At 55.7% G+C, this 14,214-nt stretch carries 15 protein-coding genes; 8 read left to right on the forward strand and 7 right to left on the reverse strand.

What is annotated here, in order from left to right; all coding sequences use genetic code 11:
- The 7 genes from sctT to sctN are packed head-to-tail and all read right to left on the reverse strand — an operon-like array spanning position 1 to position 8,254.
- Positions 1-789 (reverse strand): type III secretion system export apparatus subunit SctT, encoded by a 789-nt coding sequence (gene sctT, locus O5O45_RS02295; protein WP_305903680.1) that lies wholly within the window; start codon positions 787-789, stop codon positions 1-3.
- Entirely contained in the window at positions 786-1,058 is a 273-nt protein-coding gene (gene sctS, locus O5O45_RS02300) for a type III secretion system export apparatus subunit SctS (RefSeq protein ID WP_011398858.1), read from the reverse strand. The genes sctT and sctS overlap by 4 nt, the downstream gene beginning before the upstream one ends.
- A complete protein-coding gene (gene sctR / locus O5O45_RS02305) occupies positions 1,055-1,702 on the reverse strand; it encodes a type III secretion system export apparatus subunit SctR (protein WP_305903681.1) in 648 nt (215 codons plus the stop codon). The genes sctS and sctR overlap by 4 nt, the downstream gene beginning before the upstream one ends.
- Positions 1,695-2,693 (reverse strand): FliM/FliN family flagellar motor switch protein, encoded by a 999-nt coding sequence (locus O5O45_RS02310; RefSeq protein WP_305903682.1) that lies wholly within the window; start codon positions 2,691-2,693, stop codon positions 1,695-1,697. The genes sctR and O5O45_RS02310 overlap by 8 nt, the downstream gene beginning before the upstream one ends.
- Positions 2,690-6,436, reverse strand: a complete 3,747-nt coding sequence (locus O5O45_RS02315) for a type III secretion HpaP family protein (RefSeq protein ID WP_305903683.1) — start codon at positions 6,434-6,436, stop codon at positions 2,690-2,692. The genes O5O45_RS02310 and O5O45_RS02315 overlap by 4 nt, the downstream gene beginning before the upstream one ends.
- Positions 6,437-6,457: 21 nt before the next feature.
- Positions 6,458-6,931 carry a type III secretion protein gene (locus O5O45_RS02320; protein WP_305903684.1) on the reverse strand — a complete coding sequence of 158 codons (474 nt, stop codon included), beginning with the start codon at positions 6,929-6,931 and terminating at the stop codon, positions 6,458-6,460.
- A gap of 3 nt (positions 6,932-6,934) precedes the next feature.
- Positions 6,935-8,254 (reverse strand): type III secretion system ATPase SctN, encoded by a 1,320-nt coding sequence (gene sctN, locus O5O45_RS02325; RefSeq protein WP_305903685.1) that lies wholly within the window; start codon positions 8,252-8,254, stop codon positions 6,935-6,937.
- A gap of 105 nt (positions 8,255-8,359) precedes the next feature.
- Here sctN and sctW point away from each other — a divergent pair, with 105 nt between their 5' ends.
- The 8 genes from sctW (at position 8,360) to O5O45_RS02365 (ending at position 14,170) form a co-directional block, all read left to right on the forward strand.
- Positions 8,360-9,490, forward strand: coding sequence for a type III secretion system gatekeeper subunit SctW (gene sctW / locus O5O45_RS02330; protein WP_305903686.1), 1,131 nt, complete (start codon positions 8,360-8,362; stop codon positions 9,488-9,490).
- A 43-nt stretch (positions 9,491-9,533) separates the two neighbouring features.
- On the forward strand, positions 9,534-9,911 hold the full coding sequence (locus O5O45_RS02335; protein WP_305903687.1) for a type III secretion system chaperone family protein: 378 nt from the start codon (positions 9,534-9,536) through the stop codon (positions 9,909-9,911).
- On the forward strand, positions 9,911-10,207 hold the full coding sequence (locus O5O45_RS02340) for a hypothetical protein (protein WP_305903688.1): 297 nt from the start codon (positions 9,911-9,913) through the stop codon (positions 10,205-10,207). The genes O5O45_RS02335 and O5O45_RS02340 overlap by 1 nt, the downstream gene beginning before the upstream one ends.
- Entirely contained in the window at positions 10,204-10,581 is a 378-nt protein-coding gene (gene sctX / locus O5O45_RS02345; RefSeq protein WP_305903689.1) for a type III secretion apparatus assembly protein SctX, read from the forward strand. The genes O5O45_RS02340 and sctX overlap by 4 nt, the downstream gene beginning before the upstream one ends.
- A gap of 4 nt (positions 10,582-10,585) precedes the next feature.
- Positions 10,586-10,942 (forward strand): type III secretion apparatus assembly chaperone SctY, encoded by a 357-nt coding sequence (sctY, locus tag O5O45_RS02350; RefSeq protein WP_305903690.1) that lies wholly within the window; start codon positions 10,586-10,588, stop codon positions 10,940-10,942.
- A complete protein-coding gene (gene sctV, locus O5O45_RS02355) occupies positions 10,939-13,011 on the forward strand; it encodes a type III secretion system export apparatus subunit SctV (RefSeq protein ID WP_305903691.1) in 2,073 nt (690 codons plus the stop codon). The genes sctY and sctV overlap by 4 nt, the downstream gene beginning before the upstream one ends.
- A 265-nt stretch (positions 13,012-13,276) precedes the next feature.
- A complete protein-coding gene (locus tag O5O45_RS02360; RefSeq protein ID WP_305903692.1) occupies positions 13,277-13,576 on the forward strand; it encodes a hypothetical protein in 300 nt (99 codons plus the stop codon).
- 45 nt (positions 13,577-13,621) lie between these two features.
- On the forward strand, positions 13,622-14,170 hold the full coding sequence (locus O5O45_RS02365) for a hypothetical protein (RefSeq protein ID WP_305903693.1): 549 nt from the start codon (positions 13,622-13,624) through the stop codon (positions 14,168-14,170).
- Positions 14,171-14,214 lie beyond the last annotated feature (44 nt).

Consider the following 14,214-nt stretch of genomic DNA (forward strand, 5'->3'; position numbering starts at 1 on the left):
TCATGACCCCCATAGCACGTTGAGCTGCTTGAACAGATCAAAGGTGCGCAGATAACGCTCATCGAAAATACGCATCAACACGCCCACATAGAAAGTGAGCATCACCATGCACACCAGGCTTTTTACCGGCATGGACAGGAAGAAAACGTTTAGCTGGGGCGCGAAGCGGCTGACCAGCCCCAGGCCGAACTCCGCCAGAAACATGCAGGCGATCAGCGGCGCGGCGAACAACACGACGATGCTCATGAAGTAATCCAGCTGCGCGAAGAAAAAGCCCGCCGCCGACAGCTCGATCCTCGGGAAAAATGAGAAGATCGGCCAAGCGTGATAACTGGCGTAAATAGCGCCCATAAGCGTGAGGAAGTTGCCTCCCAGAAAAAACAGGGTCGTGAAGGTTTGCACAAACAGAATGCCCACAGGGGAGGCTTGAGATCCGGTCAGCGGGTTCATGGCGCTGGCCATAGTGGAGCCGCGCTGGTTGTCAATAAAGAAGCCCACCGCCTCCAGCGCCCAGAAGGGCAGAGCCGCCAGCCAGCCCAGGCAGAAGCCGATGATCACTTCCTTGAAAATAATGAGCGCATACATCAGCGGCGCCATGGTTTCCGGTTTGTAGCCTTCGTCCACCACGGGGAACAGGAACAGGGACAGACTGAGCACCACACCGTTGCGGATCAACGTGCCGCCGAAGAAGCTTTTGCTCAGGAACGGCATGACCGACATGGCCGCCAGCAGACGCGGCACGGTGAACATAAACAGCGTCAGCGTGTCGCTCATTAAATGGGTCATCATGAGGGGCCGATCAACTCAATGTGGTCAAGGATGTTCATGGAAAAATGGTAGATTTCAATGCCCAGCCAGCGTGCGGTGAGCATGATGGTGATGGACACTGCGATCAACTTGATGGCGAAGGACAGAGTCTGGTCCTGGATTTGGGTCAACGACTGCACCAGGCTCACCAGCGTGCCCACCACCGCCGCTACGATGACCGTGGGCATCGACAGCACCAGCACCAACATCAATAGCTGACTGGCGTAATGAATGACTTCCGCTTCGCTCATTGGTAACTCAACACCAAGCCATGGGTTAATCGGGTCCAGCCGTCCAGAAGCACGAACAGGAGTAATTTAAAGGGCAGCGAGATTGTCATCGGCGACACCATCATCATCCCCATGGCCAGCAGGATGTTGGAGACGATCAAGTCGATGGCGATAAAGGGCAGATACAGCAGAAAGCCGATTTCAAAGGCGGATTTCAACTCGCTGATGGTGAAAGACGGCACCAGCACCAGCATGCTGTTGGTGTCCAGACGCGCTGCGTACTCTTTGGGCCACAGGGTTTCCGCACTTTCCAGAAAGAATCCGCGCTCCTTTTCGGAAGAGTGTTTGGTCAGGAACTCGGACATGGGCTCGATGGCGCTGTTGGCCAGTTCCTTGAGCGATTCTGCGTGATTCAGGTCGAAGCCTTTTTCTTGCACAGTGTCAGCAATTTGATAGCCCACCGGCGCCATGATGTAGATCGACAGCACAATGGCCAGCCCGTACAACGCCATGTTCGGTGGAATCTGCTGTATGCCGAGAGCGTTGCGCAGCAGACTGAACACCACGGCGAGCTTGATGAAGGAAGTGGTCATGATGGCGATGAACGGGATCAGCGACAGCAGGACCAGTGTCCCGATAAGCGGAATCGCCTGTATATCAGTCATGCCCGCCGACCTCGCTGTCGCCGCCGGTCAACCGTACTACGCGCGCCCCCAGACGCCCATCGATTTCCACCAGCTCGCAGCGGGCTACGGTTTGTCCGTTCACTTTCATCGCCACCGGCGCTTCTAGGCTCAGGCCAAGATCAAAGGCGGCTCCCTCGGTCATTTGCGACAGCTCAGCCAGGGTCAGGTTGAGAGAGCCGAGATGAAACTCCAGTTTCAATTCCAGATTGCCCAGATCGGATGGGGCGTCGAGAGGTTCGGAAATGTGTTGTGTTTCTGAAGTCATGGGTGTCACCAGTACTAATTTGTGATCATCTAAGCGGGCGCGGCAGGCGCCGTATCCGGGCAGGCGCAGCATCACCAGATCCGCGGACGCGCCTGGCGGCAGCATCAACACGTCTCCGGGCTCCAGGCCTTTGAAATCATTGAGAGACATCCGGCGCTCCGCCAGCAGCAGTTGCGCCGACGCCAGTGGCGTGATCGGCGCTGGCGCAGGTTCTGCGGGCAGAGTGGCGAGCAATGCGGCGATACGCTCAGCAAGGTGCGGTGGCGGCGTTAACAGCCCAAGTCCGGTATTGCCGGCGGCGCTTATTTGCATGCCGATACGGACGCCGGCCACCATCATGGTGCTGTCCTGGCTGATTTCATCCAGCTCCAGCTCTGTTTGCAGCGCGGAGGAGAGCGCCTGCAGAGGACCGTTTAATTGCGCTGTTAGCAGCGCCGAGAGCAGGGCGTCCGGATAAATGGACGCATCCTGTTCTTCCCCCAGCAGTGCGCTGACAGCGCGTACGTCTAGGTGCAGATGGCCGCGCCGCCCTTCGGCGTAAAAAGCAACGCTGACGAAAGTTTCCAGAATATCCAGCCGGCGCAGACTGAACTGCGCGATGTGCTCAGGTAATTGCAGCGCAATTGGGCGACGGCGGGCGCAGATCAGGTTGTCCAGATCCACCTGCGTTCGCCCCAGCCGGGGCGGCTTCAGCGGCTTAATCATTGCTGCTGGCCTTTGGCGCGGCGCACAGGCTCCTTACCGTATGGGCTGGCTTTTTTGCTTTCTTGAATCCTGACGTCAAAACGTTCATTGGGCAGCTTGCTCCTCAGGGATGTGCTCATCTCTCCCTTTAGTGACACCAGGAACGCCTGAGTTTCAGGGTTGGGGGTATTAAAACTTAACTGAATGTCGCCATGTTTGCGCATGATGGCGATTTCCGTGCCTTTCAGCGGTCCGGAGCTCAACATCAGACGCAGTTCCTCCGGCTGCCCTGATCCTGGTTTGCTCACCAGAATGCGACTCACGATTTGATCGACGATCTTCTGCATTTCCGCTACTTTCTCCTGCGTGGAGACCTTGCTGGTCTCCGTCGCGCTGGCGTTGGCGACGGGGTCACGGGACTGGTTCTGTTGGGCTGGCTGCACCTGGAAACTTTCCACCGGACCTTCACGACGCTCCTGTGGTTGCTCCGTTTTCTCTTTATTTTTCTGCGGCGCCGAGGGCTTCTCGCGACGCTCCTGATGATCGGAAGAGGCGGAGCCCTTGCTCGTTATTTTATTGGCGAGGAGGTTGCCGGGACGTTGGAACTCGCCCGGATGTAGCTCAGGCTTACCGGTCTCCGCTTTCGTAGAAACGCTTCCTTCTGGCCTTATGGGCGCGCTTCTGGCGTCAGCCTGAATCACGCTGGCGTCTGTGGGGGAGGCCTTTGGGTGGAGAGACGGTTGCGTCTTGAGGGCGTGATCTACGGAAAGCCCGAATTTATTTGCATCCTGACCAGCCTGATGGGGGCCGGACACTGGCGCTTTGAGGGTCGTTGCGCCATCAGCGTCAGGGCGTCCCGTTTTGAGGACGGGTGATGGGCGCTCGGATGAGTTTGGATCGCCCTGAAGAGCGCCCGACTTGGCGATGGGGTCAAGCGCCTGAGCGGTTTTATCCGCTTTCTTCGGCGTTGATGCGTGATGCTCAGAGGGCCGAGTTACAGGCTGACGTGAGTCGCCTTTGTCATGCGCCAGCTCGGATTTAGATTGAATATCGCCTTTTGCCTGCGTATCAGACAGGTTTTCCGGCTTGCTCTGTGCAGGATCACGATTAGCCTGGGTCGGCTCTGTTTTGGTTTGGACGTCGGCTTTAGGCGGAATGTTCTCAGGTTTTGTCTGAGCGGACTCAGGTTTATCCGTTACATCAGGCTTGGGTTGTGTATCCGCTTTATTTTCAGGCTTGGGTTGCGCGGGATCTCGGTTAGGCTGAGTGGGCTCTGTTGTGGCCTGGACGTCGGTCTTGGGCGGCGAGTTCTCAGGCTTTGTCTGAACGGATTCCGGCTTATTCGTTACCTCAGACTTGGGTTGTGTATCCGCTTTATTTTCAGGCTTGGTTTGCACAGGATCACGATTGGGCTGCGTCGGCTCTGTTTTGGCTTGGACGTCGGTTTTAGGCGGTGTGTTCTCAGGTTTTGTCTGAACGGGCTCCGGCTTATTCGTTACGTCAGGCTTGGGTTGAGTGTCTGCTTTGTTCTCCGGCTTGGGTTGCGCGGGATCTCGGTTAGGCTGAGTGGGCTCTGTTTTGGCCTGGACGTCGGTTTTGGGCGGAATGTTTTCAGGTTTTGACTGAACGGATTCCGGCTGATTAGTCACTTCAGGCTTAGGCTGGGGGTCTGCTTTGTTTTCCGGCTTGGTTTGCACGGAATCGCGATTGGGCTGCGTCGGCTCTGTTTTGGCTTGGACGTCGGGTTTGGGCGGCGTGTTCTCCGGTTTTGTCTGAACGGGTTCAGGTTTATTCGTTACGTCAGGCTTGGGTTGTGTGTCCGCATTGTTCTCCGGCTTGGGCTGTGCAGGATCACGATTAGCCTGGGTCGGCTCTGTTTTGATTTGGACGTCGGCTTTAGGCGGCGTGTTCTCAGGTTTTGTCTGAACGGGTTCAGGTTTATTCGATACGTCAGGCTTGGGTTGTGTGTCCGCATTGTTCTCCGGCTTGGGCTGTGCAGGATCACGATTAGCCTGGGTCGGCTCTGTTTTGGTTTGGACGTCGGCTTTAGGCGGAATGTTCTCAGGTTTTGTCTGAGCGGACTCAGGTTTATCCGTTACATCAGGCTTGGGTTGTGTATTCGCTTTATTTTCAGGCTTGGGTTGCACAGGATCGCGATTGGGCTGCGTCGGCTCTGTTTTGGCTTGGACGTCGGTTTTAGGCGGTGTGTTCTCAGGTTTTGTCTGAACGGGCTCCGGCTTATTCGTTACGTCAGGCTTGGGTTGTGTATCCGCTTTAATTTCAGGCTTGGTTTGCACGGGATCGCGATTGGGCTGCGTCGGCTCTGTTTTGGCCTGGACGTCGGTTTTGGGCGGAATGTTTTCGGGTTTTGACTGAACGGATTCCGGCTGATTAGTCACTTCAGGCTTAGGCTGGGTGTCTGCTTTGTTTTCCGGCTTGGTTTGCACGGGATCGCGGTTAGGCTGACTCGGCTCTGTTTTGGCCTGGACGTCGGTTTTGGGCGGAATGTTTTCGGGTTTTGACTGAACGGATTCCGGCTGATTGGTCACCTCAGGCTTAGGCTGGGTGTCTGATTTATTTTCCGGCTTGGTTTGTGCGGAATCGCGATTGGGCTGCGTTGGCTCTGTTTTGGCTTGGACGTCGGGTTTGGACGGCGTGTTCTCCGGTTTTGTCTGAGCGGGTTCTGACTTATCCGTTACTTCAGGCTTAGGTTGGGTATCCGCTTTGTTTTCCGGCTTGGTTTGCACGGGATCGCGATTAGGTTGAGTGGGCTCTGTCTTGGCCTGGACGTCGGGTTTGGACGGCGTGTTCTCCGGTTTTGTCTGAACGGGTTCCGGTTTATTCGTTACCTCAGGTTTGGGTTGTGTATCCGCTTTCTTGTCTGACTTGCCCTGTACTGGCTCCTGAGCGATGGGGTTCTGGTCGTTATTGGCGTCCAGTTTGGGCTGTGCGGAGTTTGATTTTGTCGGTTCTTCCAGCTTGGGCTGGATTTCCGCCTTCGGTTGTAGTTTGTCGGAGGCGGTTTTGGGGTCTTGGGTAGTATCAAGTCTGGCGTAAGCTTGACCGTTTTCCTGCTGAGCGGGTTTGTGTCCGTTTGCGTCGGATTTCGCTTCTTGCTGTTGAGTTTTTGGGTCCTGGGAAGTTTCTGAGGCGGCTTTATCCGGGGTGTTTGGTAAGGATGAGGATTGCGCGTCAGGATTAGACTTGGCGTATTCCGGGACGGTTGTTTCCGCTTTGAGCTGACCGAATTGTTCATTGCTTTTGGGCGGAGACAGCTCTGGCTTGTCTCCAGACAGTGGCGGCCTGCTTTGTAAAGTGTCGAGCTGGCTGAGGTCCGCGCCGCTTTTGGCTTGGGGAGCGAAAAGACTGAGCTCCCGTGGCGTTGCTTCTTGGGGCGATGTTTGCTTGGGTTGCTCCAGCTCCGGTTTGTCCAAAAGACCGCCTTTCTCTCCCGTTGAGGATTTCTGGGCGAAAGTCTGAGTCAAAGACGGGATGGAGGTCTTGAGATCCATCTGACCGGGCTTGGGTGGCTGCGTCAGGTTTTCCGTCGCTTTGAACGCATTTTTCACCATTTCAATCATGGCGTTACGAACCTTATCCGGCACTGGTTTTTCCTGTGACTGCTCCTCCGTTTGCCGGAATTTATCCGGGTTGACGGACTTGGTCTCCATTAATTTGCTGAACTGTTGCAGGGAGCTTTCCGCGACCGCTTCCGACTCTTTTTCCCTGTCCGAGGAACCTGATGTGCGATTGGTTATTCTCATAATGATTCTGGATTTCTGTGTTTAGTTTTGGGGGCGTGAAAAATTGGTCTCACTGGCTTCTTCAAGCTCAAGGTCTTCGAGTCGCTGGGCTTCCGCGCTGGCTTCGGCAGTCACCTGCTCGATAAGCATCTGACACTTTTCTACGGCTTTGCCGGCTTCGGCCAGGGCGTGCTCTGCCTGACGCAACGCTGCTTCCGCTTGTTTCTGCTCTTGTTTTGCTTTCTCTATCTGCTCCGCCAGCGAGACTTCTTTCAGGCGCAGCATGCCGATCTGATGTTTGACTTTATCGATTTCCTTAAGGCCGACCTCCGACCCCATAATGCCGTCGTAGAGACGGTGTTCTTCCTGCACCCTCCATATTTCAAACTGCTGCAGGTCGCGTTTGGCTTGCTCCACTTGAGCCTGCTTCTGCGACAGCAACTGACGTTGTTTGAGCGCTTCCGCCTGGGCGTTGCGCTCGCGCAGCTTTTTGATGTCAGCCAGTGCGGACAGCATGATCTACACCGTCTGCGCCAGGGCGTTCAGGGTGGCTTGGAAGTCGCACTTTTCGTCCGTCGCCTGTTTCAGAAAGCCGCGGATACGGTCGATCTTGGCGATGGCCTCGTCCGCCAGGGGATCGCTGCCGCGCTGGTATTCGCCGATTTTCACCAACAGCTCCACGTCCACATACTTGGCCATCAGCTCACGCATTTTGCCCGCCGCCTGGCGATGCTCAGGACTGGTGATGGCGGTCATTACCCGGCTGGTGCTGGCGAGCACGTCGATAGCGGGATAGTGGTTGGCGGCGGCCAGCTTGCGTGACAAAACGATGTGGCCGTCAAGAATGGAGCGCACTTCATCCGCGATGGGCTCGGACATATCGTCCCCCTCCACCAGAACGGTGTAGAGCGCGGTAATGGAGCCCTTGTCGTTGAAGCCCACTCGTTCCAGCAGCTTGGGCAGGGTGGCGAACACGGAGGGCGGAAAACCGCGGCGGGTGGGCGGTTCGCCCGCCGCCAGGCCGATCTCCCTCTGCGCCCTTGCGAAACGGGTCACCGAGTCCATCAGCAAGAGGACTTTTTGTCCTTGATCACGGAAATATTCGGCGATGGTGGTGGCCACGTACGCGGCCTTGGCGCGCTCCATGGAGGGTCGATCCGAGGTCGATATCACCAGTACTGAGCGGGCCAGACCCTCCGGCCCCAGGTTATGCTCGATAAACTCCCGCACCTCGCGGCCCCGTTCTCCGATCAGGGCGATAACGATGACGTCCACGTCCGCGCCCATGACCAGCATGGACAGCAACGTACTCTTACCGCCGCCGGCGGCCGCGAACACGCCCATCCGCTGGCCTTCGCCGCAGGTGAGCAAACCGTCCAAAGCGCGTACGCCGAGACTGAGTGGTTCGCAGATCATGCGGCGCATCATGGGAGAGGGCGCGTCGGCGTAAACCGGGTAGAGCTTCAGGTCTGAGGGAAAGTCCGCGTTTTTACCATCCATCGGATTGCCCATGCCGTCCAGCACGCGCCCCAGCAGATGAGGGCCAACGGCGATGTGATGGGATTGGCCGGTAGTGATCACTTCCGTGGCGGTGGAAATGCCCAGCATGTCGCCCATCGGGGTCAGCAGCGCTTCTTTTTCCTGAAACCCCACCACTTCGGCGAGCAATCGCGGGGCGCCTGCGGACTCCAGGTAGCAAAGCTCGCCAATTTGCGCGCCGGGAACAATCGCCCGGATGATGGTGCCGACCACATTGGTCACCCGGCCCCGCAGGCCGACCGGTTGCACCTCGGCGATGGCCGAGCGCAGGTCTGATAACACATGGCTCAACTGGCTCACGTTCGACTCCTTTAAGCGGAAATTAACTTGCGCAGAAAAACTTTCTTCTTATGGGTGTTACCAACAGGGAGAAAGTTGCATGTTCAATTGCCGGAGATCGCAAACTTGAGTGAGCAAATCGTCAACCGGACCAGCGCTCCTGTCCTGCAGAGCGGGTCGATGTCCACGAATGAAGCCGTTGCCCGGCAGGGCAAGCTGCACGGGGAAAATGTGCAGGTGAAGCAGAGCGCGTCCTCTTTGTTGGAAGACGCCAAAGAGGAAGTGTCCCTTCTGTTCAAGGAGCGAGCGGAGAAAACGTTGGCGCGACGGGAAATGTCCACCGGCAAGAAAGAGAACACACAGCAGATCCTGATCGAGAAAATTAGGGAAATGATGGATCAGGTTCCGGACTTGCTGAAGAACGTCAAAATGAAAGTGCTCATTGAGCGCATGGCCAGTAATTTTCCTTCCACTCCCCAGCAATTGATGCGGCGGCTGGAGGAATTCTCCAAAGATCCAACGCTGCAGTTCGTGGCCTTGCAGGTGTTGGAAAAAGAGGCCAAGGCTGGCGGCGCGGATAAGGCGGAGCAGTTGAAGCTGATTCAAAACGCCGCCACGGAACTGATGAACACCAAAGGCGAGTCGGTGCGAGCGGGACTGAACGTATCGCTCACCGCTTCTGAATTCGCCGACCGCCTGAAGACGGACGTCCAGCTGCTGCGGGACGCCTACCGTGATGCGGTGCTGAACTACGGCGGCATTACTCAGACTTATCGCACTATTGTGGAACGCCACAAAGGGCGTCCATTTGAAACCGTGCGCAAATTTCTGATGAAAGCCCTGGGCGCGGATTACAACGCGCAGGGCCCTTCCATTGAGCCGTCGCGACTCAAGGCCATCATGGACGACATGTATGCTCTCAAGCTGCTGGGCGGCGTGCATGAGCAATGCTGCGACATTATGGGAACCATGCGCGATATTTACGAGCAGCGCGACTGCAAAGACGGCCAGGACCTGATGGGCAAAGTGCTGGACATCAAGGACATGGACTGGGTGCAGCCGTCCCAGATCGCCTCCATTCCGATGGAAATGAACGTGCAGGGCATTGAAAACCAGATCTACCTGTTGCGGGAAGTGGACACGGTGTTTCGTGAAATTCCAGAAAAAACCTACAACGACCCCGCCGATAGGGAGCGCCTGCTGGGCGTCTCCAGAGAAGCCCTTGAGCAGTTGTTCATCAAGGAGCAGGAAGAATGAGAGTGGGGCGACGATCAATTCAGAACAGGAGTGAGTCGAAATAATGAATGCAATTCACAACATGTTGAGCGCCTACGGCCGCAGCATGGGCGTCAATGGCGTGGGAGACGGCGTTACTGCACTGAGTTACGAAACCGGCGAGCGCATTACCCTCGACCAGCGCGACGATTGTCTGGCGGTGTCGCTCAGCTACGAATTGCCGGAGTTTGAGGTGGACGAAGTCGCCGAAAAGCTGCTGCAACTGACCCACTATCAAACATCTACGGATTATCAGATTCAGCCTGGCCTGATGGGGGAAGGGCGTCTGGTGATGACGATTTGCATGAGCGCTTCCGAGGCGTCCATTGACTTCCTGGACGGCGCTATTCGTCGACTGCGTTATCGCTATCAGGAACTGACCGGCAAGCTGGGTAATCTCTGATGGATGTCATTCTGAGCTTGCCCTGGCCGCTGCGTCCGGAAGCGGAGAAAGCGTTTCTGATGCGCTGCCGCGAGTTGGCGGAGCAGGGCGAAGAGCGGGTGCTTATCCGTTGTGACGAGACGCCGCATCCTTCCACTCGGGTGCTGACCCTGCTGTTGAACATCGCTCATCTGGCTCCTTACGGGCCGCCTCAATGGCGGGTGATCGACGCGCAGGAGAATCTGCTGGAGGCGCTCAGACTGACCGGGCTTGACCACTGGTTTAAAAACGGGACGGACGAGGAGGCTATCGCATGAACAACATTTCTTTGCGCTCCAATATTGAAGGGCTTTCCCTTTATAACGCGGCGGATGAGCGCCAGTTGCCGTCGCGCAAGAAATTCACGCCCGCGGGCGGTCAGGTGGTGTCGCATCTGCGCCAGTTGTACAGCAAAGGGGAGGAGTCCTCTTTACTGGACTCTTTCGTCAAACCTCAGGTCAGTTCTGAAAGCTTGCTGTCGCCGGTGGACTTTGAACGTCAGTACGGGGAAGTGCGTGGGCTGTTCCAAAAGCTGGCGCAGCAGTCCCCGGAGGATCGTGAGTTGTTCAGCAAGGCGGAGAAAATCTTGCGGGATAATCAGGACGACATCCGTTACCTCAATCAGTATCGCAATGCGTTAATCGAGGCCTAGACGGATGAGTGAACCTCTCTCCCTCAGTCCCGCCAACCGTGAATGGTTGCTGGCGCTGGCGTTCGTGTATCTGCAACAGAACCATCATAAGAAGGCGCTGACCCTGTTGCAGGCCACCGCCAAACTCTGTCCTGAGGACGTTTATGTGACGCGAGGACTTGCTTTCGCCTGCCTGAAGGCGGCGCGCTACAAGGATGCGCTGACCCTGAGCGACCGCAGCCTTCGTGAGCTGGGCGTGAAGCAGGAGACGGCGCCGTTTCTCTTGATACGCAGTCACGCGCTGTGGGCGTTGGAGCGTCCAGAGGAAGCGCGTAAAAGCCTGAAGAAATATCATCAACTAACAAGGAACTCTGTCGTATGAGTAGAGGAGCTTCTGTTCTGAGCGCGCTCAGCCAGCGCAACGACGTAGTGCTGGCGATTTTCCTGGTGGGCATTATCTTTATGATGATTCTGCCCATGCCTACCATGCTGGTGGATGTGATGATCGCCCTCAACATGGGGGTATCGGTGATACTTCTGATGCTGGCGCTTTACATCAAGTCGCCGCTGGATTTCTCCGTGTTTCCGTCCATGTTGTTGATCACCACCATGTTCCGGCTGGCGTTGTCGATCACCACCACGCGGCTGATTCTGCTGCAGGCGGATGCGGGGCAGATCGTCTACACCTTTGGTAATTTCGTCGTCGGCGGCAATTTGGTGGTGGGCGGCGTTATCTTCCTTATTCTGACCATCGTGCAGTTCCTGGTTATCACCAAGGGGTCTGAACGGGTGGCGGAAGTCAGTGCGCGTTTCTCTCTGGACTCCATGCCAGGCAAGCAAATGAGTATTGACGGCGACATGCGCGCCGGAGTGATCGATATGGACGAGGCCCGCGTCAGACGCGCTAAAGTAGAGAAGGAAAGTCAGCTCTACGGTTCCATGGACGGCGCCATGAAATTCGTTAAAGGCGACGCGATTGCGGGCTTGATCATCACCGCGGTTAACATTCTCGGCGGTATCCTGGTTGGGGTGACGCAAAACGGCCTGAGCGCCGGCGACGCCGCCGCCATCTATTCGGTGCTGACCATCGGCGATGGTTTGGTGGCGCAGATACCCGCTCTGTTTATCTCCATCACCGCCGGTTTTATCGTTACTCGCGTGTCCACGGACGAGTCGGAAAACCTGGGGCGCGATATTGGCGGCCAGATCGGCGCGCAACCCAAAGCCTTATTCATCGGCGGCGCCTTGCTGTTGGGCTTCGCTATGATTCCGGGCTTCCCCACCATGGTCTTTCTGGTGCTGGCGGGGTTGATCTGCTCCGTGGGCTTTATCATGAGCCGTAAAGCCAAACACGCCGACACAGATGATGACGACATCCCCGCCATGGCGGCGGCGGGACAGACTCGATCTCCCAGCAAGACTCCGGAGAAGGATGACTTTTCTCCGACGGTGCCGCTATTGCTGGACGTGGCGGCCTCCTGTCAGCAAATGCTGAAGCCTTCTGAACTGAACGCGGAGCTGTACCGCGTGAGACGCGCGCTGTATCTGGATCTTGGCGTGCCATTTCCGGGTATTCACCTGCGCTTCAACGAGAGCATGAAGGACGGCGAATACACCATTCTGATGCATGAAGTGCCGGTGGCGCAGGGGCGTTTGCCCGCAGATAAAGTTGTTGTGTTGCAGGATCAGGAACAGTTGGACATTCTTGGCATCCCCCATCAACAGGGTGAACTGGCGATGTCCGCCAATCCTTATTGGGTGGAGAAGTCCCATGCTCCCGCGATGGAAAACGCCGGCATTGAATACCTGGATGCGCCGCGACTGTTGATTTATCACCTGTCTTTTATTTTGAAGCGCTACGCCAGCGAGTTTATTGGCTTGCAGGAATGCCGCTACCTGTTGGATCAGATGGAGGGTCAGTATGGCGATCTGGTGAAGGAAGTGCAGCGCGTCGTACCGATTCAGCGTATTGCAGAAATCCTGCAGCGGCTGGTGTCGGAGGATATCTCCATCCGTAACCTGCGCGCCATCATGGAAGCTTTGGTGGAGTGGGGCCAGAAGGAAAAAGATACGGTGCTGTTGACGGAGTACGTACGCAAGAGCCTGAGCCGTTACATCAGCTATAAGTTCTGCAACGGCCAGAATGTCTTGCCTGCCTATATGCTGGACCAGGATCTGGAAGAATCCATTCGCGGCGGCATCAGACAGACGTCTTCCGGCGCTTATCTGGCGCTTGACCCTGACACCACGCAGAATTTCATCAATGAACTGCACCGGGAAGTCGGGGATCTGGACGCTTTGCAGCACAAGCCGGTGTTATTGGTGTCCATGGATATTCGCCGCTATGTCAGAAAGATGATCGAACGTGATTTCTTTGAGCTGTGCGTGTTGTCCTATCAAGAGTTAACCCAGGACATCACGGTGCAACCGATCAGCCGTATTTGTCTGTAATCCTCATCGAGCTAAACACCGAGAGCGGTGGAAATCCTCCATCGCTCTTTTTCTTTCCGCTTTAATCCCTCTCTCCAAAACCTCTCCCCCAACTCGCCCAAATAGCGTCGCTATTCCCAATTTAGACGCAAATATTCCCAAAAACAGCGACTTTTTACGTCTTTCCGTTACTCAACTCATGATCCTCTCCGTAAATCGCGACGGTGATCCCCAAGCGGTATAGCGAGAGGGTTATTCATGACTAAATCAAAGTGAGGTTAAAGCTATGAGCCAGACATTTACGGATGTAGAGGTGGAGAAAACGCTGGCGGAGTCCGAAGCGTTGATCTGGAAAGCGGAAAATATGCGTGAGCAGGGAGACAAGTTGTTTCAATCCCTGGGCATTCCCCGAGGCAGCGCTCAGAAGATATTGAATCACCCACTGGCTTCCGAAGGGTTCAAGCAGCAGGGAATGGAGCAACTACAGGAATGGCGGGATGAAATCACCGAGATCATGAAGACCGGTAGCCGTACGACTGCTCCCATCAAGCGCAAAAAATCCAACCGCAATCTCCTGGCGATATAGCCCTCAGCTTTTTCGGTCTTTCATATTTAATACGAGGAAATTGAGATGACTACAGTCAATCCAACCAACAACCATAACGTTAATCCATACGAGACCACCTCGGAAACCACGCCCACTGGCGATCCCAAGAACGCGTCCAAATTCGACGATACCAATATGGATCCGTTTACAAGGATTATGCTGCTGCAGGAAGAGCGCGTTGGTTTGCTGGATGGCCAGGTTAAATCCCAAAGCGAACGGATGCAGAGCATCAATACGGAAATCAAGGACTACGGCAAAACTATTTCGATGGTGAACGACAAGTCTGCATCCCTGAAAAAAGGGGAGGACAAGCTCACGCTGACTGACGCTGAAGTCAACGAGCTGAAGTCAAAAGGCGTCGATGTCCAAGGCAACGAAGTCAGCAAAGATCAGCTGAACTCTTTTTCGGAAACCCTGAAGCAAAAGCGGGACGGTCTTAACAACGATTCACAAATGGAAATGATTCGCCTGCAGGGCCTGATCAATAAGCAGCAGCAGGCTTACCAGTTGATGACCAACATTCAGAAGAAAGAGCACGACACCATCATGGCGACCATCAACAAGATCAACTGATGGCCTGCGTGTGTTCTGAACACACAGAACTTAATCAGTAAAGG

This window comes from Hahella sp. HNIBRBA332, assembly GCF_030719035.1.
Classification (GTDB): Bacteria; Pseudomonadota; Gammaproteobacteria; order Pseudomonadales; family Oleiphilaceae; genus Hahella.

Excerpts from the sequence above, each read along its gene's own strand:
- sctS (WP_011398858.1), bottom strand. The coding sequence starts at position 1,058 with ATGAGCGAAGCGGAAGTCATTCATTACGCCAGTCAGCTATTGATGTTG.
- sctR (WP_305903681.1), bottom strand. The coding sequence starts at position 1,702 with ATGACTGATATACAGGCGATTCCGCTTATCGGGACACTGGTCCTGCTG.
- O5O45_RS02340 (WP_305903688.1), top strand. The coding sequence starts at position 9,911 with ATGGATGTCATTCTGAGCTTGCCCTGGCCGCTGCGTCCGGAAGCGGAG.
- O5O45_RS02360 (WP_305903692.1), top strand. The coding sequence starts at position 13,277 with ATGAGCCAGACATTTACGGATGTAGAGGTGGAGAAAACGCTGGCGGAG.
- O5O45_RS02320 (WP_305903684.1), bottom strand. The coding sequence starts at position 6,931 with ATGCTGTCCGCACTGGCTGACATCAAAAAGCTGCGCGAGCGCAACGCC.
- sctT (WP_305903680.1), bottom strand. The coding sequence starts at position 789 with ATGATGACCCATTTAATGAGCGACACGCTGACGCTGTTTATGTTCACC.
- sctV (WP_305903691.1), top strand. The coding sequence starts at position 10,939 with ATGAGTAGAGGAGCTTCTGTTCTGAGCGCGCTCAGCCAGCGCAACGAC.
- O5O45_RS02365 (WP_305903693.1), top strand. The coding sequence starts at position 13,622 with ATGACTACAGTCAATCCAACCAACAACCATAACGTTAATCCATACGAG.
- O5O45_RS02315 (WP_305903683.1), bottom strand. The coding sequence starts at position 6,436 with ATGAGAATAACCAATCGCACATCAGGTTCCTCGGACAGGGAAAAAGAG.
- sctX (WP_305903689.1), top strand. The coding sequence starts at position 10,204 with ATGAACAACATTTCTTTGCGCTCCAATATTGAAGGGCTTTCCCTTTAT.
- O5O45_RS02310 (WP_305903682.1), bottom strand. The coding sequence starts at position 2,693 with ATGATTAAGCCGCTGAAGCCGCCCCGGCTGGGGCGAACGCAGGTGGAT.
- O5O45_RS02335 (WP_305903687.1), top strand. The coding sequence starts at position 9,534 with ATGAATGCAATTCACAACATGTTGAGCGCCTACGGCCGCAGCATGGGC.
- sctY (WP_305903690.1), top strand. The coding sequence starts at position 10,586 with ATGAGTGAACCTCTCTCCCTCAGTCCCGCCAACCGTGAATGGTTGCTG.